Raw genomic sequence first — 25,673 nt, 5'->3', positions numbered from 1 at the left:
ATTTGGTGATGTCTAGAGTTTGGTGCTGCTTTCGAGCGGCTGTATTGTCTGCTGATTCGCTGTTTTGCTGACGTGTGCGTGCTCACCGTAGCGCTTTGCCGTTACTGCTGGAGTCTCTGACACATCGTTCCGCTCCGTATTCAGTTTCGCGGCGCCAACTGCTTGCAGGTCAGCTCGCTCAAGCAATTGTTGACCTAATAGTCTGGCCACGGCTGCGGGTTGCTCGGATTCAGGCAGTGAGACAAGGTAATCCGTGAGCAGGGCATGGACTTCGTGGTCGCTCGCTGAGAGCTCCATCATTGCCACCAGGGCCATGCCCAGCGATTCGCTGCTGGTCTCGCCCGGCAGTAAGCTTGTCCGCAAAACCGCCAGGAATATGCCGCGCTTGCTGCCAAAGGTGGAGTACAAGCTCCCGCGCAAGAGCCCGGTGGCCTCCACCAAGTCGTCCACGGAGCTGCCCTCATACCCATGCGCCCAAAACACCGCCCGCGCCTGCTTGAGCACCGCCCCTTCATCAAAGCTTCTATGTCTTCCCATACTCAGCACTCTAGCACAATATTTGACTAAATAGTCAAAATAGAATATCAAGTTAGACAAGTACTGCTCGCTACCCGCAAAAAACGGTGTAATGAGTATGAGTTTTGCCTATCGCCTACGTGACAAGTGTTTGCCGCGTGAGCGCTTTGGCATGAGTATGTAGAGGGCGAGGGCGCCGCCGGAGGTGAGGAGTATGGTGAGTCCGCTGAGCCGGGTGAGGGGTATTGCTCCTGCGGTGGGGAGGGTCATTGGTGTGGTCCAGTAGGCTTTGAGGGTGATGTCTTTGCTGACGGTGTCGCTGCCGAAGTTCCACATGCTGCCGGTTTCACTATTGGTCCATCCGCCGAGGAGGACTCCGTTTTTACTTGGGCTAATGGGCAGGTCAACTTTTTCGCCTACATGGTGGTATTGGACTGCTGGTTGTGGGCTGCCTCCGTCGGGGTCGAAACTGACAGTGATGCCGGGCACGCCTTGGGTTATGGTGCCGGAGAAAGTGAGGTTTCCTCCTAGACTAAGTGCTTCCGCGTAGTAGAAGTTGAAGTTGTGAGTGCCGGGCAGGGTTGCAGGCCATGTCATAGTGCCAGTGGCAGGGCTGTATCCTCCGCCTAGCGGTGTTGATAAATCATTTGAGTCCGCTGGTGCGTAGCGTTTGGGCGTGCTTGCTGAGTCGATGGTGGCAGGCCCTAAGCTCATGGGAGTGTTGAGATCGAAGTCGGGTTTGTCTGGCAATCGGATGCGTTGCTTACTGATGTCGATGGTAATGGTTCCTGGCAGATCAGACATGTGAATGGTGAGTGGCGTGATGTCTGCTATTTCGTTATCGCTCATAGTTAGGTATGACATGTTGCTGAACTTGGCGGCATTGTCGGTTATGGGTGTGATGTCGGTTATGTGGCTGCCGGTGACCGACAGAGTAGTAATATAGTTGAGATTTGCTTGGCTGATTATTTGCGAGAACTGTTGATCGGAGAATTTGTTCTTTTGCAAGGCTAGATCTCTGAGGGTCCGGAATTGGCTGATGTTGCTGGATAGTCTGCTGATGTCGAGATTGCTGCCTTGAAGAGTAAGCTGAGTGAGATTCATGCTGGTGAGCGGGGTGATATCGGTGAGGCTATCGTCTCCCACTCCTAAAAAGTGAAGGTTCGGCATTTGAGAGACAATACCCATCTGGGCATTGTCTAGGGGATTACCATATACCCAGAATTGAGCCGCAGGTGTATTCCCAATCGGTGTAAGGTCTCGGATTTGATTGTTTTGCAAGAAAAGGTTGTAGATATTATTGAGTCCGGATAAAGGGGTGATGTCGGTGATTTGATTGTCAGGAAGCCAGAGCTGTCCGAGCTGTATGAGTCCTGCTAACGGGGTTACGTCGCTAACGTGATTGTGAGCTAGTCCAGGATTGTAATCTGGCAGAGAAGGGGTGTGGCCCGGCTGAGTATTCCCGACGTAAAGGGCTTGTAGGTTTGTGAGTCCTGCCAGTGGACTTAGGTCGCTTATATTGTTGTTGTCTAATTGTAATGTTGTTAGGTTTGTGAGTCCTGCGAGCGGTGTGAGATCGCTTACCAGATTGCCGACAGTGCTCATTATTCCCGTTCCGAAGTTGATCTCGGTGAGGCTGGTGAGGTTGGTGAGGGCCGTTATGTCGCTTACCTTCTGCCCGGTAATGGTCAGATTCCGTAAGTTATGCATGCTGCTCAGTGCTGAAATATCGCTGAGGTTGCCGTTTATGTCTAAGTTCGCTGGCTGATCCGCATCTCTATCATTGCTGATGAGGAGACTGTTCAAGTTGGTGAGGTTGGAGATGAAATCGAGGGAATTGAAATTGTTTGCTCGCACCGTTCCCCAGTTAATTATGGACAAGTCGGTCAATGTTGATAGCGAATTCAGTATGCTGAAATCGGTAATTCCCCAGTTATTGAAGGTTAAGTCTTTCAGATTCGGAAGACGGTTGAGAAAATTGAGGTTGGTGGGAATTCTGCCGCTTCGGTAACCGCCTAGACGCAGTGTGGTTATGTTGTGCAAGGCTGGATAACTGACGATTTGGTTGAGGCTGGTGTCGTCTAGCTCAAGTCCTATGAGATCTAATGTGGTTAGTTTCGTAAGGTTGCTAAGTGGCGATAAATCCTGAATGCGGCTTGGCGTATCTAAAAGATAGACCGAACGATTATGGAGATCGAGGGTTTCCAAATCGGTGAGGGCTGCGAGCGGGCTGATGTCGGTAAAAGCCAGAGGTTGTAAACGCCAAATCGAGCTATTGCCAAGTTGCAATGTCTTGAGTTTGGTCAGGTTTTGCAGACCGTTCAGATTAGTCAGGTAGAGGGCTGCGGTGCCAGAAAGATTCAGAGAAGTTAAATGGGTTAGAGCTGCCAAAGGTGTGATGTCGGTTATTGCGTTGTAATCAGCCATACTTGTGCCACCGATGCTGCTGAAGTCAAGATTGGTAAGACTAGTCAAATGTTGGATGCCGCTTAAATCCGTGACGTGTTGCGATCGGAGTTCAAGACGGGTCATGGAGCTGGCTCCGGGCAGCGGAACACCGGTGTTGCTTCCCGTATAAAGATATGCGAGAGCTTGGCCCAAGCTGGGGCTGAAGCATTGTGATATGGGGTCGCTTGTGATGTTGCAGGCTGGTGGTGCTGGTGGGGTTATGGGTGCGGGTGGTGTTGCGTGGGCAGTTACTGGGTTCGCTAGACTAGCGGACCCCCCCCCCCAGGACAGTTAAGGCTAGGGCAAGAACCATAGCGTTAAACCCACGAACCCCGCGCATACAACACCCCTTCTTCTGAAACGGGCAAGAGCCAAGCGTTCCATCGCTACAAACTATCGTGCCCAAAAGATTCCCCAACCGAAGGCACCACAACAAACATTAAACCTCACACCAGGCTACCCCGCTAAAACCCAACCCTACAACCACCGAATTGCACCCCTGTGCCTGAATCCTATGGACTCGTTCGTCTGTGCTGTAAAAATGCGGGAGAGCAAACGGTCAAATCAATGTCTTTAATGTAAAAGGTAGGCCGTCTTTCGGCAGCCTACCCCTGCAGGGGCCGACGCCATTGCATGACGCTTAAACGTTAATTCGGAATCCCTGCTATACAGCGCTTAAAGCCTGTACAAGCCAGTCTACCAAACTTGCTGCCCTGTTTTCAGCGTTTCAATTGAACACAGCTGTTGTGTAGTAGGTCACATGAAAGATGCGGCATCTGGAGTGCCTGCTGAGTATTTGGATTTCCATTTCGTTTCTATGCCAAATTGTAAGCAGAGGTTATGTTAAATTGTAAGTAGAGGTTATGCTAAATTGTAAATAGGGATTATGCTGAATTGTAAGTAAGGGGCTGAGATGGCTTTTGTTTCAAGGGTTATTGGGCCGGTGCTCTCTCAGTATATGCAGTGGTTTCCGGTGGTGAGCTTAACTGGTCCGAGACAGAGCGGTAAAACAACGTTGACCCGACAGCTGTTTAGCGACTTCGAGTATGTGTCGCTAGAAAATCCGGATGCCCGCCAGTTGGCGCTCGACGATCCGCGCGCTTTTCTTGCCCGATACCGCAGTCATGTCATTTTCGATGAAGCCCAGCGCGTGCCGTCTTTGTTCTCCTACTTGCAAGAAATCGTAGATGAAACTAACGAGCCAGGTCAGTTCGTGCTGACGGGCTCGCAGAATTTTCTGTTGCTCAAGACGATTTCGCAGTCCTTAGCTGGGCGAGTGGGGATTGCGCACCTGCTGCCCTTCTCCTACGCCGAAGCGAGCCGGTCTGGCCAAGTGCCTGTCTCAGTCGACGACTACATGTTCAAGGGTGGCTACCCGCGTTTATATGCCAGCGGCGTGCCGTCTAGCGACTTCTTCCAGGCGTACATTCAGACATACTTGGAGCGCGATATTCGAGACGAGCTGGGAGTAAGAAAAATCGCTGATTTTGAGCGTTACCTGAGTCTGTGTGCCACCCGAATTGGTGAGCTTTTCGCTGGTTCAACGCTGGCGGTCGAAGCTCGAATCAGCCCTGCCACGGCGTCGGATTGGCTCTCCCTGCTCGAAGCGTCGTTCGTTGCCTTCCGCTTGCGGCCCTACTATCGCAACTTTGGCAAGCGCCTAGTCAAAACGCCCAAGCTCTACTTTTACGACACGGGCCTAGCCTGCCATTTGCTTGGCCTGACTTCCAGCGAAGACCTACTGCTCAACCAGCCTCTGCGCGGCCACTTGTTCGAGAATCTGGTGGTTTCCGAGCTGCTCAAGCACTACTACAATCAGGGCAAACGGCCCCAGCTCTACTATTGGCGCGACTCCAACCGCAAGGAAGTCGACCTCGTTATCGAGCACGGCGGCCAAATTCGCTACCTAGTAGAAGTCAAAGCCTCTGCCACCTACAATCCCCACGCTTTCGCCACCATCAACTCCCTGGGCGACCTCATGGGCATCCCCCCCGAGCAGCGCGTCCTAGTCTACGGCGGCCCCGAATCCTTCCCCACCCGCCACGGCCAAGTCCTAACCCTCTCCGACCTAGGCCAGTTGGTGGAGGGGGAATAGGTGAAATAAAATACTAAATACTCTTATTTGAGGGGTCTTAGAAAATATTGATAAAGGAGAACCGGGAATACGGTTGAATGGAAGTGTTTGAGTTATGCGATTTTTTGTGCGCGAGAGAAAGCAAACGGGTCCTGAACCTGGAGTAGAGGAACCTTATTGTCTGCTTGAGAAGGACGGATGGAATGACTACAACTATGTAACGATGTTTTGTCTGTATCTTGTCGAGCATAAACGTTCTATAGCAATTTCAAATGTAAAAATTGGAAGATCGGGTATGTCTAATATGGGGCTTGGTAAAGGCATGGTAACTAGGCTCCCTGACCAATTTGAAGTGTTGGATGACTCCTACTTCTCTTTGGGGCAAGATATCGAGTATTACAAGAATTTAAATGCGCATGGAGCAGGGATTGCAAAGGAAGTGATGACTGCGCTGAGGGACATTGCATATGAAAAACCCCTAATTGACCGTTTCCAAGATGAAGATGTTTTGCATACATCACTATTGCGCACTATTCCACTAGCGACGGTTAAACGTCAATATCACAGGATAGCGATAGGGAAAGAAGAAAAAGTTAATTACGAGTTTTCAGTAACATTTAATCGAAAAGGTAAAGATTTAGATAACGGTTGTTCCACGAAATCAGTTTCGTTTAGTTTGAAACATGATTCAAAACCACCAACAAACGTTCAAGCTTTAATCGGAGAGAATGGAGTAGGTAAAACTCGTATTTTAAAAACTATAATTGAGCAGTATTACAAGTGGCAGGTAGGGGAGTCACATGCGGATCTCACTTTTACAGGTGATGATGAAGATAATGAATTCCCTAATCTAGTGCTCGTTTCTTCAAGCAGTCTCGATGGTGAGTTCGTGGAGAAGGATATGATTGTTCGCCTTAATAAAGAGAGGGGAGAGGATTTAATAACACAGTTCACTCTTGCGCAAATCAATAACTTGAAGGATTTCTCCGACCAAATAGACCAAGTTGTTATTTCCTCGAGGGATCGTCTAAAACATATGCTTGAAACGATATCGGAACCGTTTTGGGGGAATCTGTTTGGTATGGAATTATATAATCCGGAAGATGAAACAGATAATAATGGAAGCCATGAGCTGGACATAAACGACATAACTGAGAGATTAAAAAATCGATTTGAAATTCTTAGTACAGGTGAAAAGGCGATACTGCTGACTATGACTGTTGCTGCGCGGTATATGAGAGAAGGTTCGCTGCTTCTTCTTGATGAGCCGGAGTCATTCTTGCATCCTCCTTTGCTTAGTGCATGGATCCGTGCCTTATCTGATTTGGCGACCGAAATGAACGGTGCGGTAATTATTGCCACGCATTCTCCGATAGTGGTTCAAGAGATTCCAGCGTCATCTGTAAAAATAATTGAACGACAAGAAGGCCATACTTCTGTAAGGGAACCAGATTTAGAGACTTTCGGGGAAAATCTTGCTGTACTAACTCGAGAGATTTTCAGATACGATCCTACGAAGACTGGTTTTTATAGTCTTCTCAAAAAGGAGACAGATAAGGGGCGTGGATACTCTGAAGTCAAGGATGATTTTTCCGGGCAATTGGGGAGTGAAGCCTTATCGTATCTGACCTTGATGGAGCAAGAAGAAACGGACTTGTCTGATGAAGAGGATTGATGAGCCGACTCTTTCGGCAGAAAATCTCATTAGAAAATGCGTAGATAGGAGCAGCAAGAGTAATAAAAAATCTGCTGAACGGTTGATAGCACCCATGCTTTCAGCCTCTGCTACATACGAGAATGTTGTCCGCAATGGAGCATCGTCAATATGTCAAATAAACAAAGCCTCTTTTTCTGGTAGTTCGAAAGACGACAATGACGTAGCGAAGGCATTATATCAACGTCAACGATCCAGGCTTGGAGAATTTGAGCAGATTAAAGGGAATATGCGATGTCCGTATTGTGGCGTTAATCATGCGAATCAGCTTGATCATTACCTTCCCAAAGCTGATTACCAATACTTGTCGGTGACTCCTTTGAATTTAATCCCATGTTGCCAACGCTGTAATGGTGTAAAACGAGCTACAGCATTTACTGCCCAGCAGGCTGAGACTGTCCTTTTTAACCCCTATATCGAGGATTTTGATGATGAGCGTTGGCTCACAGTTTCTATAGCAGAGACTCCAACGGAAAAAGGCAAACTGCCCGCTTTTATCTTTTCGGTCACAGCGGTTAAGCCAAGTGGTTGGAGTAAAGAAAAATTTGAGAGATTACGACATAGCTTCTCAACCCTGAAAATTTCCGAGCAATATTCTGAACTGTGGGTTGATGATTGCAATTCTTGGAGTACTTCATTCTGCGAACTCTGGGATAAATACCGTGACAAAAAAAATCCTGCAAGAAAGATTTTAAAAAGGAAATATAAGTATTGTGATGATTACGGCAATAAAAATTACTATCAAAAATGGGCTCTGAAAGCAGCGCTAAAGAGCGACTGGTTCTGTTATGAAAGTATGCCTAAATGGCTGGGGATAAGCCAGTAAATAACATCAACACATCTAGTTATAGGCAAGATATAGAAATGGAGTTACCTGCGGTTTGTTCACCAATCATTACCGAGGAGGAACTCTTCGATGTGGCGGTGGGAGATGCCGTTGCGGGGTTGGGGGATGGGGTCTAGGGTTAGGACGGTTTTGGGGTAGGAGTCGCGGATTGGGGCGAAGGCGCCGAATTCGCGGTCGGCGGTTTCGGGGGAGTCTAGTAGGTAGGCGACTTGGATGTAGTGTTTGCGCTCGCCTTTGCGGAAGATGAAGTCGACTTCTTGGCTGCCGGCGGTGCCTACGCTCACTTGGTAGCCGCGGCGTAGGCCTTCGAGTGCGACCACGTTCTCCAGCAGCCCTTGAATCTGCGTCTGCCCGTCGCCGAGGATTGCCTGCCGCAGTCCGAGGTCGGCCACGTAGTATTTTTGCAGGGTTTTGAGCTGCTTTTTGCCGATGATGTCAACCCGGTCCAGGCGCTCCAAGAGGAAGGACTGCTGGCAGTAGCTCAAGTAGTTGAGCACGGTCTGGCTGCTGAGCTCGATGCGCTCGGACTTCAAATATGAGGCGACGGAGTTGGCCGAAATGACATTGCCCACGTTGCTGAGTGCGAAGCGGACAATGCGCTCCAGCAAGGCGATATCGCGGATACGGTAGCGCTGCACGATGTCTTTCAAAACGACTGAATGGTAGATGTCAGTAAGGTAGGTGCGCTGGCTTTCCTCGCTCAGATTGCCGCTGGCAGCGAATGGCATGCCGCCCATCTGCAAGAAGGCCTTGAAGGAGTCATCGGCGCCTAGGGATTGGCGGGCTGCGCGGAATTCTGCGAATCCGAAGGGGTAAACGGTGAATTGTACATAGCGCCCAGCTAGGTAGGTGGCGAGCTCGCCGGAGAGTAGGGAGGAGTTGGAGCCGGTGATGTAGACGTCGGCTTGGTGGGCGACGCGCAGGGAGTTTACGAGCTTTTCAAAGCCGGGCACTTCTTGGATTTCGTCGAGGAAAATGTAAGGCTTGCCGGAAATCTTGGCGATGCGCTCTTCCAAGTGCGCGTAGAGCTTGCTGGCATCGCGTAAGGGGCTTAGGGCGTAGTCTTCAAAATTGAGGGAGATGAACTGCTCGCGGCTCCGACCTTGCGCAATCAGGCGGCGGCGTACGAGTTTGAGCAGGTCCGACTTGCCACTACGGCGTAACCCGGTTAGCACCTTAATCAAGTCCGTATCGGCGAACTCCATGATACGGTCCACATAGAGAGGGCGATCAACCAGCTGCTTGTCAGTTTCTTCCATACAAGAAATTATACTCGCTTTTACAGAGTTTTTCTTGTATGAAAAGAAAACTCTAGGATTAGGGGAGATTTTCTTTCATACAAGAATCTGTTTATGTGGGTATTTTATTGTTTGCTGGATAAGTGTTTGCCTCGTGAGCGGCGGGGTATGTGGGTGTAGAGGGCGAGGGCTCCTCCGGAGCTGAGGAGTATGGTGAGGCCGCTGAGCCGTGCGAGGGGTATGCTGCCTGCGCTGGGCAGGTTCATGGGCGTGGTCCAGTAGGCTTTGAGCGTGATGTTTGCGCTGACGGTATCGTTGGCGAAGTCCCACATGCTGCCGGTCCCGCTGTCGGTCCAGCCGCCGAGAACGAATCCTGGTTTGTGGGGGCCGCTGGGCATGCCGATTTTTTCTCCAATGTGGAGGTACTGGTCAGCTGGCCTGGGGCTGCCGCCGTCGGGGTCGAAGCTGACGGTGATGCCGGGCACCTCCTGAGCGATGGTACCGGAGAATTTGAAATCGCCGTGAGGTAGCCTGTCCTCGTAATTAAAGCTGTATGCATAGTCGCCGGGTAGGGTGGCCGGCCATGTGACGGTAGCGGTGTTGGCGTCGTAGCTGCTGCCTGCCGGCGTGCTTGGTTTGGTGGGGTCGATGGGCGCGTAGCGTTTTGGCGTGGCTGTCGAGTCGATGGTGGCTGGCCCTAGGCGCATGGGATTGTTCGGATCGAAGTCGGGCTTGGCTGGCAGGCGGACGTTCTGATTGCTGATGTCGAGATTGGTGATGCTCGTTAAAGCTCCTAGGTTCTTGGTGAGGGGGGTGATGTCTTGGATCTCGTTGCCGGATAGATCCATCTGATTCATGCGGTTGAGGCTGGCTGCGTTATCCATGACCGGCGTGATGTCGGTGACATGGCTGCCGGTGACGGCGAAGTAGCTCATAGGACCGAAGTTGGTTTGGCCCATGATCTGGCGGAATTGCTCGTTGGTAAAGCCATTGTTTCGCAGTCTTAGGGTGTACAATCCGCTCAAGGTAGACAGACTGCTTATGGTGCTGGTGAGTTTGTCGGCATCGAGATGACTGCCCTGGAGGGTGAGCGACATGATGTAGGTGCCGATGAGAGGACTTATGTCGGTGATGTCGTCGCCGAGGCTCACCTGGTTGATGCCGCCCTGGTGGCTGGCAAAGGGCATCTGGGCTATTATGCCGACCTGGCTGTCGGTAAGACGGTTGCCAGCTAGAAAGAGCCCATAGATGGAGCTCGAATGCTGTATGGGGCTTAAGTCGCTAATCTGATTATTCTCGAGCCATACGAGTCCTATTTGATTCATGCTGCCCAGTGGGGTGACATCTTGAATGTGGTTGTCTGAAGCCCATAGCTGAGTTAAAGAAGGATTGCTGGCTAGAGGGCTGATGTCGACAATCTGATTATGGGGAAGATTGGGGTTGAACTCTGGCCGCGAGTGCATTCGGTTCGGCAGGTTATTGCTTAGGTCGAGCATCCTCATTCGTGGTATAGAGCTAAGTGCGTGTATGTCGCTAATCTGATTGTTACATAAGTACAATTCCATCAGATTGTTGAGGTTGCTCAAGGGTGTGATGTCGCTTATACGATTTCCTGGGCCGTTGTGGCCTAGGTTCAAAAAGCCTAGGCTAGTTAGCCCGCTTAAGGGGCTGATGTCGCTAATCTTATGCCCGTCCAAGGTTAGGCTTTGAAGATTTGTGAGATTGCGCAGCGGTCTTATGTCGGTAATGGGGCTTTGAATATCCGCGCTGGTTGACTCGTCTTTGTCGTATTCGTTGATGATGCTCAGGCTCGTTAGGCTGGTGAGTCCAGACAGTGGGGTTAATTGCTCAAATGTGTTGGCCCGGGTTGTTCCTAGGTTGGTGATGGACAGTTGGGTGAGTCCTGTGATTGAGGTTATGGGGCTCAAGTCAGTCATACTCCAGTTGAGGAGGGTGATGTCTTGCAGCTTGGTGAGCTTGCGTATGGGGTTGAGATTGCTGGGTATGTTCCCGGTTTTGTAGCCGCCGAGCGTGATGGCCGTGAGGTTAGCGAGGTTTGGATAGCTGGCAAGTTGGTCGAAGCTTGCGTCGGTGAGTTCGAGTCCGACGAGCTTGAGTGTGCGTAGCCGCGGCATGTTGCTCAGCGGCGACAGATCGCTGATTCTGCTAGGCGTATCAAGTATGTATGTGTCTTCCGTGGTGACGCTCAGGTCGAGACTCTTTAAATTGGTGAGCGCTGCGAGCGGGCTGATGTCGCTGAACGCCAAGGGCGACGGCCTCATATGGCTGATATTGCCAAGCAATAAATCGGTAAGATTGGTTAGATTCTGTAGGCCGTTGAGATTGGCGATGCCGGTTGTTCGCAAGTCAAGATAAGTGAGATTAGACAGGGCGGCCAATGGGGTTACGTCAGTCAGTTTATTGTTATAAACGAGGATTTCTCCCCTGGCGTTCGGATCGTTCCACAAATCTAAACGAGTGAGTTGAGTCAGGTGTTGTATTCCGTTCAAATCCGTGATGGCGCTGCTGCGGAATTCCAAATTTGTAAGAGTTGTTACATAGCTGGGTAGTGGCGTGCTGGTGTTGCCGGATGTGTATCTGCTGGCAAGCGCTCGCCCAAGGCTGGGGCTGAAGCATTGCGATATGGGGTCGGTCGTGATGTTACAGGCTGGCGGTGCTGGCGGGGTTATGGGCGCGGGTGGTGTTGCGTGAGCAAGTGTTGGGTGCGTTAAACTAGCGGACCCCCCCCCCCAGGATGGTCAAGGATAGTGCTAGTACGGTAGCGCTGATGGCTCGTACGTTTCGCATAATAACCCCTCTGCAAGGCCTGTGAGCACCGCGTAGAGCTCGGCCTGTCAAAACTCATATATGTGTGCTGCGTGTTGCCGTGTGAGGCGTTGCGTTTTTGTAGGTTCCCCAACCTTTGCCTCAAGCGGTAGAGCACTTTGTGCATGCTTATAAAACTTATCCTACCACCCGCTCAGCCCGCCGCATTCCACCAAAACCACAAGCATGCAAACTGTAAACATGCGAGCTCCAATCGGTGCAAACCGTAATCGCGCAAACCGCAGCCAGCAAGTGGGTTTGGGCAGTTGGTGTGGGGGTTGGGTCATACTTAGGGTATGGAACATGGTGAGTCTTTTGAGGGTATGGGCCGGGTTTTGGGCGTGGGCAACGACCTGGTGGAGCTGGCGGGCTTTGGGGAGCAGCTAGGGCAAACGGGTACGCGCATACGGTCGCTCTTTTCGGCGCGGGAGCTGCGGCAGGCCGACCAGCTGGGGCAGAGCAAGGCTGACGGGGAGCTTCCTCACTTGGCGGCACGCTGGGCTGGCAAAGAAAGTGTTTTGAAAGCCTGGTCCTCCGCCTTGGGAAGCAGACCTGACCCCTACTCTCAAGAGCGTTTCCCTTACGCAGGTATTGAAATATTAGACGATTCGCGGGGCCGACCTAGCGTTTATTTGACTCAGGAAGTTGAGAAGGAGCTCATAACTTCACTTGAGTTGGAGCAGGCCCCGGTATGGATGCTTTCGCTCACCCACGATGGCCCGCTCGCTGCGGCCGTGGTGATATTAGGGCTGCCTGACTGAGAGCGCGCGAGCACCTTCGGTCAGGCTCCTATCAGCTAAGTTTGGCTGCCCAGAGGGATTGGTTGTTGCCAATGCCTGAGAGCGTTAAGTGGGGCTGGGCGCTGGCTTCGTCAGGAAGGCTGGCTAAGCAGGTGTGGTAGCTGATGCCCCGGAAGTTGATGCAAATCTGGGCCATGTTCCCTTGCGTGCGGGGGCTCCCTTCTGTGCTTTCAGAATCGGCGCGCTTGCTGCCTTCAGCGCTGCTCTCTGCTTTGCTGTCCTCAGCTTTGTTTTCAGTGTTGCCGGCTGCCTTGCTCTCAGCGTTGCCTTCTGTGCTCTCTTTTACCTCGCTCTCGTTTACTGTGCTCTCGCTTTCCCCTCGCCAAAGCCCCTCTTCGCTTCCCTGCTCAGTTTCGATTACAAATCTGCCATTGCTGCCTACCTGAGCCTTGAGCGCCTGATTGATGCCTTGCGCTGCTTCCAGACCTACTCCGGGCTGGTTCTTGGCCTCATCGCGACCGTCATCAAAGAAGGTCTCTGGGCGGTGTACAACGATTTCCCAATCTCCGGCGATATCTGATTCTCTTATGCGGACAGCATCGCTCTCCACTCCGGCCCGCACGCCTTGGTAGGTGAAGGGAGCTGCGGTTAGCCAGCCGTCGGCGGTGGGGAGGAGTTGGCGTATTTCAGTCCGGTAGTCATCTTCGCCCAGCCCTGCAAAACGGGTGTGGTACACGATGAATGCGCTGCCGTCTTCATCGATGAAAGCCGAGTTGTGGCCCTGGGAGATTTCGACGCCCGCCGCCTCGCGTGGTCCGGCAGCCCAGCGATAGGTGGAGAGTAGGCGGATGCCGGTGGCAGAAGCCCAGTTGGCCTCCATTTTTGCGGTTGAGACGGCCGGGTTGCCATCTTGATCCAGGTAGGGCCCAGTGATGCTCCGGGATCGGAAGATGCGAATTTGGTAGCCTCCGGTGCGCCCCAGCCAGCCATACGATAGGAAGAGATACCACCAATCCCCGTAATGCAAAAGATAGGTGCCTTCGCCCGAGTTCCAATATCCGCCGGCCAGTTTGATGCCGTAGTAAGCGTCGGAAACGTCGGGCACGCTCTCATAGCTTTGCTTGTAATCGCGCAGGCCGGTTGCAGGGTCTAGGCGAATCATCCAGCAGCCGCCAAACCAAGAGCCGAAGTTCATCCACAGCTGGCCGCGCTCGTCGAACTCTAGACCCGCGTCGATGGCGTTAATACGGGTGTCGCTCAGCGATTGATAACGTTGCAAATCAGCGCCCGCCCCCAAAACGCGCGGCACGTCGGTGCGCTCTACGTTGGTCGGCTCAAAACCCGAGTAAATCACCGGTCCAACCAGCTCCCAGTCGCCGTCGAGATGGTCGGCAGTGAGTAGGGCAATGAGCGAGCGATACTGGTCGCCATTCACGCTCATATACATGCACCACTTGCCCATTACAGGATTCCAAATCACATCTGGCGCCCACATATTACCGGCAATGCTAGGGTTGCTTTCCTGTTTGGGCCAGGCCTGCCAGAGCTTAGCAAACATGGCTTCGTAGTCGCGCGTTATGTTGTTTTCAAGCGGTTCCCAGTGCACTAAGTCGGAGCTGGAAGCAAAACGGCGGTGGGTGCCGAATATGTAGTAGCGCTCGCCCTCTTTGGTAATGGCTGGATCGTGGATGTAGGCCCTGCCGCCCTCTGCTGCCGCGTGCTCTTCCATGCTGCTTCACTCTCTTTCTTAGTGCACATGTCGATGTGTATAGCGTTTACCTGCTTGCCTCAGTATTGGGAGCCCCAGATGCACAAGTTGGAGCCGATAGCAGAGAAGGTCATGACTTGCTTGCCGTCACTTTCGCGCGGGAGCTTGGCAAAAACGCCTTGGTAGGAGCCGGGATGGTCGCCGTCGGTGAGCTCAATAGCTACCTGATTGCTGCCTTCGCTGGCTTTCCAGCTGCCGTGCACGTCGCCCGTAATGGAGCCGTCGGCCTTGAGTTCAATCTTTTGGGGCTTATTGACGCCGCGGTAATCGATGGAATCCTTCTGCGTGGCCTTGCGCGGACCCTTGAAATACTTGTCTTGCTCATGGGTCAAGAGCTCATAGGATCCGGCTTCCTGGGCAGCCTTATAACCCTTGGGATTGGCTTTAGCTCCGCGGTATTCGTAGGGTGCGGCAACCAGCCAGTCGTCGGCAGTGGGCATGAGCTGGCGCACGCGAATCTGGTGCTCTTCGCCCTTATCGCTAAAACGCGTGTGGTAAACGAGGTAGATGCTGCCGTCCGTGTCGACAAGCGCGGAATTGTGGCCCTGAGAAACTTCGATATCGTTCTTCTTGTTGCCCGACCATTGGTAGGAGGAGAGGAGCTTTACGCCGGTAGTGTCGGTCCAATTGTTGGCCGAAGACGAGGTGGAAACGGCTGGGTGTCCCGCTTCGTCGAGGTAGGGGCCGGTGATGGACTTGGAGCGGAACATGCGAATCTGGTAGCCGCCCTTTTGCTCTAGGTGGCCGTAGGAGAGGAAGAGATACCAGTAGTCCTTGTCGCGAATCAGATAGGAGCCTTCGCCGGAGTTACCGAAGCCGCCTGCAATCTTGTGGCCGTAGTAGCTGTCGGAAGCGTTGGGCTCGGTGGGGTAAGTAGTGGCGTAGTCGCGCAAGCCGGTGTTGGCATCGAGTTTCAGCATCCAAATACCGCCAAACCAGGAGCCGAAGGTCATCCACAAGTCGCCATTTTCATCGTATTTGACTGTGGGATCGATGGCGTTGATGCCGGTGTCGGTGGTGGACTGGTAGCGGGAGAGGTCGGCGTCTTCGCCCAAGACTTCGCCTACGTCGGTGGAGGAGAAGTTGCCGCGATTGAATCCGGAGTAGACCACGGGGCCTACGTAAGTCCAGTCGCCGTCGACCTTGTCTGCGGTGAGCATCACGATAACGGAGCGGCATTCGGCCCCGTTCAAGCTCAAGTACATGGTCCACTTCTTGAGGGCCTTGTTGTAGATCACGTCGGGCGCCCACATATTGCCCTTGACATCTGGGTTGGAGGACTGCTTGGGCCAATCCTTCCAAATGTCTGCAAAGATTTTTTCGTAGTCGGTGCTCAAATTGTTGGTAAATGGCGTCCAGTTGACCATGTCGGAGGACTTGGCGTAGGCGCGGTGGGAGCCAAATACGTAGTATTCGTTGCCGGACTTGACTATGGAAGGATCGTGGACGGAGGCGCGCTTGGGCTCTGAGAGGGAGGCGCTTGAGGCTGCCTTGGTCTTGCTGCTTTCGCTGCTGCTAGTGCCATTAGTACTGCCGCAGCCTGCTAATGCGCCTGTGAGTAGTAGGGCAGCGCTGGCTGCGAGGGCCACGAACCCCGTGCGTAGTGGTTTTCTGCGTAGTGAAGACAAGGCTTCCTCTCTTTCCGGCTCAGCGTGAGCCTCCCAAATACTTGAGGGTGTACAACGTTGTTAATCGCGAAAAACGGACCTTCTGCGTCGGCGTTTATGTAAGCTAACCCACCAGTATCATTGTATAGTTTATAACGTTAGAAACGTTTGGGCGAGTATGATGAGCCCGCGAGTGTCAGAGTAGACGGGGAGGAATGCGATATGGAAGCAACTCAGGAAGCACGATGGCAGGGCTCAGAAGCTCGAAATTGGTCATTGCTGTGCTACACTAGGCGGCCCACCTCGCGAGAAGAAGCCAACAATGCGGACGTGGCATTGAGTATGCATTTAGCTTTGCGTTCGCCTCTCGATGGCGCTTGGCACCCGCTTAACGATAATTACGGCATCTTCTTCGCGGCCGGTGTGCCCGTTGATGGAGTCACGAATTCGGCCCGGGCTGCCTGCTCTGCCGCCCGCCGCTTCCCGCCTGAGCCCAAAACTCGAGCTGCTACGAATCCGGGTCTTGCCGGTCACGACCAAGCTGCTTCTGAGTCGGCTTCGGTTTCACCTGCGGTTGGGTGGGATGCGGTCATGCCAGGCATAGATATAACGTTGAAAAGCCTCATCGATCCTTGGCTTTTTCGCTTGGCAGATGGTCGTTTCGGTATTGCTGCCACCCGCACAGACCGCGAAGGGGTACTCGATGGCTCCCAGCGGGATTCCTTCCTTCTGGCAGTGTCGTACGATTTGCGTTCCTTTGACCGCTTGGGGCAGGTCTACATCGATGGAGCCCAAGGCGTATATAAACCGCGCGTCTTGTGGGATAGTGCCAGCAGTCGCTACTTAGTGTTTTTTAACAACGATAAAGGTGCCCTCGCTTGCGCTGCCATGCCCGAGATTGCTGCCGCTGGTGAGCATCCGCTAGTCATGCTCAGTATGACTGAGGCCCTGGCGGCGCTAGACCCAAGTCAAGATTTGAGTCCCTCGCAGTTTGCAATTGCAGACGTTGAGCCCAGCAATGTAATGGCTATCAGCCAGCGCGAGGCTGCGGTGCTCAAAGAACGATTCGGGCGCATCTACAATACGACAGTAAGTGTGGAACCGGTGCAATTGCAGACCGGTGCAGGGAAATCAATTGGCGAACAACTAGCCCATGTGCGCGCCCAGCTGAGCTATTGTGACGGGTCTACGGCACGGCGATACATCGATGTAGATAGAGGGCAAGTTGCGGCCCTAGAGTCAGACTTAGTTGCCGGAAAACTAGAGTCGGGCTCTCGACGCTTGCTTCGGGCTAAGATTCGCCAGCAGACATACCCGGTGCCTTTTGCTAGGGAGCGCGCGGACCCTTCAGTTTTCCCCTACACTTGGCGGGGTCATCGCCTCTTCCTCTTTATTGCAACCGAAGATGAGGCCGGTAACTGCGTAGATCCTCGCGGCGGGAACACCCACATGCCCTTGCGTGTGGCCGAAACCATTGCGGGACTTTGTGACGAAGCTGGCGGCCGTGAGCGCGAAATCGACCTGCTCAAGCGCGGCGATCTCAACAGTGAAGGCCGGCCCATGACGGGCTGCTTCTGGGCGCCCGAACTCCACATCATCGGCGGGCGACTCTCAATCCTGTTTATGCCCTGCTTTGACGGCGACCTTGCCAATCCAGACGGCATGCCCAACGAACGTGCTGGCAAGCCAGATATGTGGACGGGATCTTGTCATATTATGCAGCTCAAACAAGATGAGCTTGGGCAAGACTTGGACCCGCGCGAACCTGCCAATTGGGATGCTCCACGGCCGATTACTAGGGCAGACGGCTCGCCCCTCAACCCGGTGCAACGCATCAGTTTGGATATGACTGTCTTCGAGGATTCGGGCACATGGTATTACGCTTGGCAGCAAGTGGGATCGGTGTGGATTGCGCGCTTCGACCCAGCTCAACCCGAGCGTTTGACCAGCGAGCCCAGGCAGATTGTCGTGCCCGAGTTTGCTTGGGATAACATGATTGCCGAGGGGCCCAACGTCATTGCCCACGATGGCCTCTTGTATTTGATTTATTCCGGCTCGCTCGTAGGAATTGACTACACAACTGGCCTGGTGACTGCTCCGGCAGGGCAGGGCGCAGATTTGTGTAATCCCACATCGTGGACCAAACTGGATTATCCGGCGCAAAAGTCTAGTATTTACAATGGCTCCTGGCAGTTGGGTACAGGCCACGGCATGTGGAGCCAAGACGAAGATGGCAACCAGTTATATGTTTTCCACAATGCCGAATATAGTGGGGGAGAGTACGGTGGTCGGGATGCGCAAGTCAGGCGCATTCACTGGTCTCAAGAGGGGATGCCGGTTCTCGACATGCAATGTAGTGAAGAACTTGATCCTGCGAACGCGCAGATCCTCGTGGAGGTGAATGTCTGATGCCTAAGGCTTCTGAGATGGGTAGTGAGCAGAGCTCTATGCCAACGATGAAAGACGTGGCGAAGCGGGCAGCCGTTTCGATTAAAACCGTTTCTAACGTTGTAAACAACTACGAGTTCGTTTCAGAAGCCACGCGGAAGAAAGTCAACAAGGCTATACAAGAGTTGGGCTACGTTATCAACGTTCCCGCTCGCAACTTGCGCTTAGGGCACACGGGCATGATTGCGCTCGCTATCCCCGACTTGACCCTGCCCTACTTTGCTCAGCTATCGTCTTTGGTCATCGAAGAGGCCAAGAAGCTAGGACTGCGCGTGCTGGTTGAGCCAACGCTCTACTCACGCGAGGGCGAACTGGAGGCCCTTCACGGCGCCCAGCATTCCATGATTGATGGCTTGATTTACAGTCCGCTTGAGCTGGGGATGGACGATGTGCGCGAGCTCGATGTTCCCTACCCGCTAGTGCTCTTGGGTGAGCGTATTTTTACGCCTGATACCGACCATGTGGCAACGGAAAATGTTGAAGGTGCTAAGCATGCCACTACGTATTTGATTAACTCCGGCTGCCGCAAGATTGCAGTAATAGGTACTCATCCGGGCGAAGAATTGGGCTCTGCTGCCCTGCGCTTCAATGGCTACAAGGAGGCGCTTGACGAGGCGGGGATTGAGTTTGATCCGCGTCTAGCAGTGCCGGCCCGTATGTGGCATCGGCTCGACGGCGAAAATGCCATGAATGAACTCCTGGACTCGGGGCTAGTGCCCGATGGAGTGGTGGCTTTCAATGACATGTTGGCCTCCGGCGCCCTTCATGCGATTCAGATGCGCGGCCTGAAGGTGCCCGACGACATCTCGGTCATTGGCTTCGATAATTCCGAGGATTCGCAGTATCTTTCTCCCGCGCTCACTTCAATTTCGCCGGGCTTGGAGGCTGTGGCCCGGCTTTCAGTGCGCGTCTTAAAAGACCGCATCGATGGCGTTCAGCCCCTCGGCATCGCCCCAGACGAGCACGTCTTCCGCAAGGTAACTTCAACGCTAGTGATCCGCAACTCCACACGCGAGCTCCCAGCCTCTCAACGGAACTAGGTGAGTTTTCTGCAGCTTAGGTGCAGAGGGCAGCGGCAATCGCCTCTATTTGCGCCTTTCTTGTATCACATCTTTATAACGTTGTAACATGAGTTGTGCTCAGTGATGAGCAGCCGCATATACGGGGGGTGCACAGATGTCTCCGTGTATGCGGCACATGTTCAAGGAGGAGATGTGTAATGAGGCATATAAGTAACTATCGCAAGGGAATAAGCCCGGGCAAGCTCAAAGCGGCATGGATGCTGGCTTGGGCAAGCTGCTTGGCTCTGGCTCTGGCTTTTGCCATGTTGGCCCCGTCGGCTTTGGCATCGCAGACCTCGCCGCGCTCCGGGCAACCACTGCCAGCCCCTATAGTTGACTATAATTTTGCGAGTTTACGGGCTGGAGACCAGACTTTAGCGAATTCCGGTTCTGAGGCGGCAATAGGCTCGGCCCGCTTGCTCAATGCGCAAGATGGGGCGGCTTCGGCAGTATTGGAAAATGGGGCTTTGGCTATGCAGGGCGACTATTACGTAAAGTTGCCGGACGGGCTCTTGGCTCAGCGCTCAAGCGTGACTATCTCGACTGTCGTGAAAAACGATACCTTTAACGCCTCTGGTCCTTGGACCTACTTGTGGTCTCTTGGCGGCACTGGGCAGGCAAATCAAGGCTCTTGGGCCACTTCTACGCACACTTCGCTCTATACGTCGATTACTTCTCACGGCAACGGCGCTGGAGAAACCTTCTTCTCGGCTTCCCAAAATCTTTCTATCGATGAATACCAAACGCTTACTGCTACCATTGACGGCAGTACCAACGAGGTAACGCTCTACTTGGACGGCAGTAAGGTTGGTTCCGCGCGAGCTTCGGTGAATCCTGCCCAGTTTGGCAACCATACCCATAACGTCATCGGGCAGTCGCGCTATCCCGGAGTTGGCGATGGGTTCTTTCATGGAAGTGTCAAATCGTTTGCTGTATTTGACCAGGCTCTCACTCCCGAGCAGGTTGCTGAAAGCCTGCCCGCAGAAGGGGTGAGTCGACTGTTGGCGAGCCAGTTGCAGGAGCTAAGCTTGCCTGCTTCTGCGCAGACTGATTTCGCCCTGCCTGCTTCTACAGCTGCTTCTCAGTTGCAGTGGACTTCATCAAACCCGGCTGCAGTATCTATTGACTCTGCCCAGCATCAGGCTCGGGTGCACCAATCAAGCCAGGATCAGCGTGTAGAGCTGACTGTAAGCGCCCAGCCTCTAGCGGGCATGGCTCAGCCGGTTCAAGCTGTGACACGAACCTTCGAGATTGTGATTCCTCAGCGAGTAGATGCCGATGGGCTGGCAGCAAAAGTTGCCGATGCTGTGCAAATAGATGGTGCAAACGATGTGCGCGGCGACTTCCTGCTGCCGACTACTCTGAGCTTGCCTGCCTACCAAATTGAAGGCACTATTGCTTGGAAATCAGCCAATTCTAAGGCGCTAAGCGTGGAGGGGCCTATTGCTGGTTCCCAGAATGTGGCAGTTAAAGTACAGCGCCCTGACTGTGGCGATGCGATCAGTGTGGCCCTTACGGCAACCGTGAGCGCTGCCAACCTGCCCAGGCCAGTGACTAAGCAAGTGAATGTTAGTGTGCAGCCGCTCTCCGCCGGAGCTGACACGAGTCACACCCGCGTATCTTCGCACGACCCATCAATTGTGAAAGCCAACGGCAAGTACTATGTGTTTGGCTCTCACCGGGCTTGGGCACGCAGCACAGATTTGAAGCACTGGGAGCCCTTTACTAACAACCTCAGCACTGACTATGAGAACGTCTTCGCTGCTATCTGGAATGCTTGGCCTAAGCAAGCCTCCAACCCAGATGTGGCTGGTAATATGTGGGCTCCTGAGGTGATTTGGAACAAGAGCATGGGCAAGTGGTGCATGTATATGAGCATCAATGGCGGTGGCTTCCCCTACCAAAAGTCTGTAATGGTGCTCTTGACTGCCGACGACATTGAGGGCGATTGGACGTACGTTGGGCCAGTTATTTATTCAGGTTTCCAAGCTTCCAACGTGAATCAAACTGATGTGCCGCGCGTCTTGGGTGCCAACGCAGACTTAACTCGCTACTCCAGCTTGGAAGATACGGGTCTAAACATGATAGATGCCTGTGTAAAGTATGACGACAACGGCGATATGTGGATGAGCTTCGGCTCTTGGTTTGGCGGAATCTGGATGATTAAGCTCGACCCAGCGACGGGTTTGCGTGACTATTCTACGAACTACCCAACCCAAGCTAATGTGTCGGATGCATACTATGGTCACAAATTGGCTGGCGGCTTCGGCAATTCTGGCGAAGGCTCGGCTTTGGTGAAGCAGGGAGAGTGGTGGTATCTGATGCTCTCCTACGGCGGACTCACGCAAACGGGTGGCTATCAGATGCGCGAATTCCGCTCCCGCTCAATAACGGGTCCTTATCTCGACCAAAATGGTAATTCGGCTGTATATACCCGCAAGCTCACCGATGACAAAATCGTGAATAGGGGCTTGCGGATTATGAGTTCAGTAAACCAGCCGGGACAGCATGAAGCCATGACGGCTCAGGGCGGTAATGCTGTACTGACCGATGATGACGGTGCGGTTTACAACGTGTACCACTCTCGCTTTGTGCGCACTTCCGGCAATTTGGAAGAGCATCAGGTGCGGGTCAACCAGATGATGACGACGGCCGACGGGTGGTTGGTTTCTTCGCCCTACGAGTATTCGCAAGAGCTGGGGGCTGCGCCGAGTGCTGACCTCTTGCCTGGAGAATATGAGATTGCCGTGCATGATCCCACGAGCTTCTACACAGGAGGCGCGGCTACGGCTGCCGGGGTCTATCAGGCGCGGAAATTGGAGCTCAAAGCTGACGGTAGTTTGGGCGGAATTGCTAGGGGCACATGGAAACTCAACGGTTCTAGCCTAGAGATTCAAGCTAACCATGCTGCTGCGGCTAGTAAGATTCACGGGCATTACGTGCTTGCGCTGGCCACTCAGGTAGACGAATACGGGCAGAAGCGGCTTGTTTTTAGCGGTGTGGGCGGCGATGTCTTTACCAACGCTGGTGCTGATGTGCCAGCTGCTGGGGGAGCGGTAGCAGTTTGGGGCTCGAGGGTCCTCGGTGATTCGTCGAGTCCTTTCGTTGTTTGCCCTACTGAAGATGGTGACAATCCTAAACCTGCGCAGCCAGGGGATGCTGTTGACCCAGCCCAAGATCCCGTTGAGCACAACAATGGTGGTGGTATGTTGCCGCATGATCCTGGTGCCCCTACTGCTGCGCCTGCGCCGAGTGTAATTGTAGAAGAGTCTCATCCGGCACAGGTAGTTGCAGGCCCATCACAACATAGCGAGGCTGATCCGGCTCTTGCTAGTGCTGCTCAAGCGGAGATTGAGAAGGGGGGCAAGAGCAAGGCTTCTCGCGTGGACCCGCAGAACTTGTCAAAAACTCAGGTTGGCGCAATAGCTGACCCTGAATTGGCTAAGACTGGAGCCTTCATTGGGCCAGTAGTTGTTGCGGGAGCAACTTCGCTGGCCTTGGCTGTAGTCTGCCTTGCTTTGTGCGTTCGTACACTTTCAACTCGCAGCTAGAGCAGTAAGTTTTATACGCTTACGGTGTATAACGTTATAAAGGGTGTCGCCGCTTTTGGGCGGCACCCTTGTTTTTCTGTTGGGGGAAGCGGGTGGATTGCTGGTGATGGTGTATATTTATAACGTTGTAAGTTGTGAGTAGTTCAATGATGACTTGATGGGAATGGAATATGACGCAATATCACAATCCGATTGTGCTACAGCGGGCAGATCCGTGGGTAGTGAAGTATAAGGACACCTACTATTTCACTGGATCGCACCCTGAGTACGACCGTATTATCTTGCGCAAAGCGGAGCGTATCAACGATTTGCAGCAGGCTGAAGAGAAGACTCTCTGGCGCAAGCACGAGTCCGGCCCTATGAGCCGGTATATTTGGGCACCGGAAATTCACCGGGTGGGCAATGCTTGGTATATCTACTTTGCGGCGGCCCAAGAGGACTTTGGTTCCCAAGATTTGCCTACGCATCGCATGTATGTCTTGGAAAACACCGACGAAGACCCTATGAGTAGCAACTGGGTGGAGAAAGGGCAGATTGAGACGCCTATCGACTCCTTCTCTCTCGATGCCACAACCGCGGTAATTGGCGGGGTGCAATACCTGATTTGGGCCCAAAAAGACCCGGCAATCGAGGGTAATTCCAACCTGTATATAGCGCGGATGAAGAATCCTTGGACGCTCGACAGCGAGCCGGTCATGCTTTCCAAGCCCGAATATGACTGGGAATGCATTGATTTTAAGGTCAACGAAGGCCCGGCAGTTTTGCGCCACGATGGCATGATATATCTCACCTATTCGGCCTCGGGCACCGGCGTACCCTACGCTGTGGGAATGCTTACGGCTCGGGAAGATGCTGACTTGCTCGACCCGAAGTCTTGGGCCAAGAGCGCTCAGCCTGTCTTTAAGACTTGCGAGGCCAACCACCAGTACGGACCTGGGCATAATTCCTTTACGGTTTCGGAAGATGATTCCCAGGACTTGATGATTTACCATGCCCGTAACTACACCGAGATTGAGGGCGATCCGCTCTTTGATCCCAACCGCCATGCCCGAGTGGGTGTGGTGAGCTGGAGCGGGCAGGGGCCGGACTTTGGTGTGCCCGAGCCCGATAATCAGTGGACTCCGACGACACGCGAGGTCCTACCGCCCGACGGCTCCCACCAGTAGCGGCATTGCGCGTAATTTTTCCGGCGACCCAAAAGGTAATTTGTACAACGATGAAGAACTTGGTAATATTTGATTTGCAACGTTGCAAACATGTTTCGCGGCTGGAAACAGTTGGCGGCGTGGACGTGTGAGGAAGCATAACCAGATGTTGCCGACTTAGCGGAGTGGCTGAACTGCGAAGATTGCAGCCGAACCAAGACGCTGAACTGTCGAGAATCTTTCTCAATGAGGAAAGGAACATGATGAAGGTATTCAAGAAAGCAGCTGTTGCAGCTGTGGCTCTGGCCACGCTGGGCACTGTGGGGCTTTCGGGCTGCGGTAGCTCGAATGGTAGCGATTCTGGCTCTAAAGACGGCGTGACCAACATTACGATGTGGCACGGCTTCTCTGAGGCAGACGGCAAGACCCTCAAGAAGATTGTAGACAACTTTAACGCTTCGCAGAAGCAGTATCACATTGATGCTCAGCTTCAGCCTTGGTCAACCATTGGCGAGACTATGGTCACCAAGGTTACCTCCGGCGACGGCCCCGACTTTGTGACCACTGGCGCCGACAACGGCCAAGGCTGGTCCATTGACGGCACCTTCCAGTGCGTGCAGGACTTCTACGACGATGCCTCCAATGGCACCAAGGATTACTTGCCTAACGTGACCGCTCAGACTGAGTTCACGGTTGACGGTAAGAAGCAGCAGTGCGCAGTTCCTATGGGCTACGCTCCCACCACCGTGTGGTACAACACCGACATGTGGAAGGCTGCTGGCCTCACCGATGCTGACTACCCCAAGACTTGGGATCAGCTCCTTGAGACCGCTCAGAAGCTGACCGATCCTGCCAAGAAGCAGTACGGTATGGCGCTTTCTGACGCTGGCTGGGCACCCTTCCTCAAGGGCAACGGCACTGGCATCTACGACAGCAAGGGCAAGATTTCCTTGGATACGCCTGAGAACAAGGCCTTCCTTGAGAAGATGCGCGACTTCTACAAGGCCGGTTATTCCAAGGCTGGCATGGACGACACTGCTGCTCGCGAATCCTTCGAGTCCGGCCAGTCAGCCATGGTAATTGTTGGACCTTGGGAGGATCAGGCTGCTACCGATAAGGGCATCAACCACGACCTCTTCCCAGTTCCCGGTGGCGAGGGCTCCTACATTTATCCTGACGGCAAGAAGGGTTCCAACACTGGTTCCACTGGTCTGTATTGGTGGGTCACTTCTCAGGTCAAGGATGATGCCAAGAAGAAGGGTATCTACGACTTCTTCAAGTACTACAACAACCACGACAACCAGGTTACATGGTCTTTGGGCTCCGCTTACCCGCCGAACAACACGACGGTTACTAGCGACGAGCTTTCCAAGCGTCCGCTCATCGCCAAGGTCGCCGAGAACACCGATAAGTCTTACATCGGTATTGCCGGCCTCAAGGGTGGCTTCGGAGATATCTCCGCCACTGTTGACTCCCTGACTCAGAACACGGCTCGCACCGGCGACGACATTCAAGCCGACCTGACCAAGTCTGCCAAGAAGATTCAGGGCTACTTGGACGAGTACAAGGCTGAGGATTAATCCATAGCTGGTATTCGCCAGGAATAATAGTCTCCATACTTCCGTTCCGACCTGCGTCGGGGTAGGCCGGAACGGAACATTCGAGGCTTAGGCGATTCAAAGGCTGGGTT

Annotated in this window: 15 protein-coding genes; 9 read left to right on the top strand and 6 right to left on the bottom strand. The window is 53.3% G+C overall.

Annotated features, from left to right (window positions below):
- Positions 1–12: 12 nt before the first annotated feature.
- Together R8377_RS06920 and R8377_RS06915 are read right to left on the bottom strand one after the other, a co-directional pair.
- Positions 13–537 carry a TetR/AcrR family transcriptional regulator gene (locus tag R8377_RS06920; protein ID WP_317642770.1) on the bottom strand — a complete coding sequence of 175 codons (525 nt, stop codon included), beginning with the start codon at positions 535–537 and terminating at the stop codon, positions 13–15.
- 108 nt (positions 538–645) lie between these two features.
- A complete protein-coding gene (locus tag R8377_RS06915) occupies positions 646–3,048 on the bottom strand; it encodes a leucine-rich repeat domain-containing protein (protein WP_317642769.1) in 2,403 nt (800 codons plus the stop codon).
- Positions 3,049–3,877: 829 nt separating this feature from the next.
- Here R8377_RS06915 and R8377_RS06910 point away from each other — a divergent pair.
- From R8377_RS06910 to R8377_RS06900, 3 genes are all read left to right on the top strand, one after another.
- Positions 3,878–5,059, top strand: a complete 1,182-nt coding sequence (locus R8377_RS06910) for an ATP-binding protein (RefSeq protein WP_317642768.1) — start codon at positions 3,878–3,880, stop codon at positions 5,057–5,059.
- A gap of 94 nt (positions 5,060–5,153) precedes the next feature.
- Positions 5,154–6,713 (top strand): ATP-dependent nuclease, encoded by a 1,560-nt coding sequence (locus R8377_RS06905; RefSeq protein ID WP_317642767.1) that lies wholly within the window; start codon positions 5,154–5,156, stop codon positions 6,711–6,713.
- Entirely contained in the window at positions 6,700–7,578 is an 879-nt protein-coding gene (locus R8377_RS06900; protein WP_317642765.1) for an HNH endonuclease, read from the top strand. The genes R8377_RS06905 and R8377_RS06900 overlap by 14 nt, the downstream gene beginning before the upstream one ends.
- A gap of 59 nt (positions 7,579–7,637) precedes the next feature.
- On the opposite strand, the gene R8377_RS06895 is transcribed toward R8377_RS06900, so the two are convergent.
- Both R8377_RS06895 and R8377_RS06890 read right to left on the bottom strand, forming a co-directional pair.
- Positions 7,638–8,858, bottom strand: coding sequence for an ATP-binding protein (locus R8377_RS06895; protein WP_317642764.1), 1,221 nt, complete (start codon positions 8,856–8,858; stop codon positions 7,638–7,640).
- Between the two features lie 104 nt (positions 8,859–8,962).
- Positions 8,963–11,347 carry an InlB B-repeat-containing protein gene (locus tag R8377_RS06890; RefSeq protein ID WP_317642763.1) on the bottom strand — a complete coding sequence of 795 codons (2,385 nt, stop codon included), beginning with the start codon at positions 11,345–11,347 and terminating at the stop codon, positions 8,963–8,965.
- 612 nt (positions 11,348–11,959) lie between these two features.
- Between R8377_RS06890 and R8377_RS06885 the strand changes: the two genes are divergently transcribed.
- Entirely contained in the window at positions 11,960–12,424 is a 465-nt protein-coding gene (locus R8377_RS06885; protein WP_317642762.1) for a holo-ACP synthase, read from the top strand.
- A 31-nt stretch (positions 12,425–12,455) separates the two neighbouring features.
- Here R8377_RS06885 and R8377_RS06880 read toward each other — a convergent pair whose 3' ends face one another.
- On the bottom strand, positions 12,456–14,132 hold the full coding sequence (locus R8377_RS06880) for a family 43 glycosylhydrolase (RefSeq protein WP_317642761.1): 1,677 nt from the start codon (positions 14,130–14,132) through the stop codon (positions 12,456–12,458).
- A 59-nt stretch (positions 14,133–14,191) separates the two neighbouring features.
- Positions 14,192–15,799, bottom strand: coding sequence for a glycoside hydrolase family 43 protein (locus tag R8377_RS06875; RefSeq protein WP_317642760.1), 1,608 nt, complete (start codon positions 15,797–15,799; stop codon positions 14,192–14,194).
- A gap of 201 nt (positions 15,800–16,000) precedes the next feature.
- Between R8377_RS06875 and R8377_RS06870 the strand changes: the two genes are divergently transcribed.
- The 5 genes from R8377_RS06870 (at position 16,001) to R8377_RS06850 (ending at position 25,563) form a co-directional block, all read left to right on the top strand.
- Entirely contained in the window at positions 16,001–18,187 is a 2,187-nt protein-coding gene (locus R8377_RS06870) for a family 43 glycosylhydrolase (RefSeq protein ID WP_317642759.1), read from the top strand.
- Positions 18,187–19,266, top strand: coding sequence for a LacI family DNA-binding transcriptional regulator (locus tag R8377_RS06865; protein ID WP_317642758.1), 1,080 nt, complete (start codon positions 18,187–18,189; stop codon positions 19,264–19,266). Before R8377_RS06870 ends, R8377_RS06865 begins: the two co-directional genes overlap by 1 nt.
- A gap of 179 nt (positions 19,267–19,445) precedes the next feature.
- Positions 19,446–22,838 (top strand): family 43 glycosylhydrolase, encoded by a 3,393-nt coding sequence (locus tag R8377_RS06860; RefSeq protein ID WP_317642757.1) that lies wholly within the window; start codon positions 19,446–19,448, stop codon positions 22,836–22,838.
- A gap of 170 nt (positions 22,839–23,008) precedes the next feature.
- On the top strand, positions 23,009–24,004 hold the full coding sequence (locus tag R8377_RS06855) for a glycoside hydrolase family 43 protein (protein ID WP_317642756.1): 996 nt from the start codon (positions 23,009–23,011) through the stop codon (positions 24,002–24,004).
- Between the two features lie 239 nt (positions 24,005–24,243).
- Positions 24,244–25,563, top strand: a complete 1,320-nt coding sequence (locus R8377_RS06850) for an extracellular solute-binding protein (protein ID WP_317642755.1) — start codon at positions 24,244–24,246, stop codon at positions 25,561–25,563.
- Positions 25,564–25,673: the final 110 nt, after the last annotated feature.

Origin of the sequence: Bombiscardovia apis, assembly GCF_033095945.1 — a bacterium.
In the GTDB taxonomy this organism is placed as follows: Bacteria; Actinomycetota; Actinomycetes; order Actinomycetales; family Bifidobacteriaceae; genus Bombiscardovia; species Bombiscardovia apis.
Note: the sequence above shows the minus strand (reverse complement) of the source record. Positions and strands in the feature narration are given on the sequence as shown.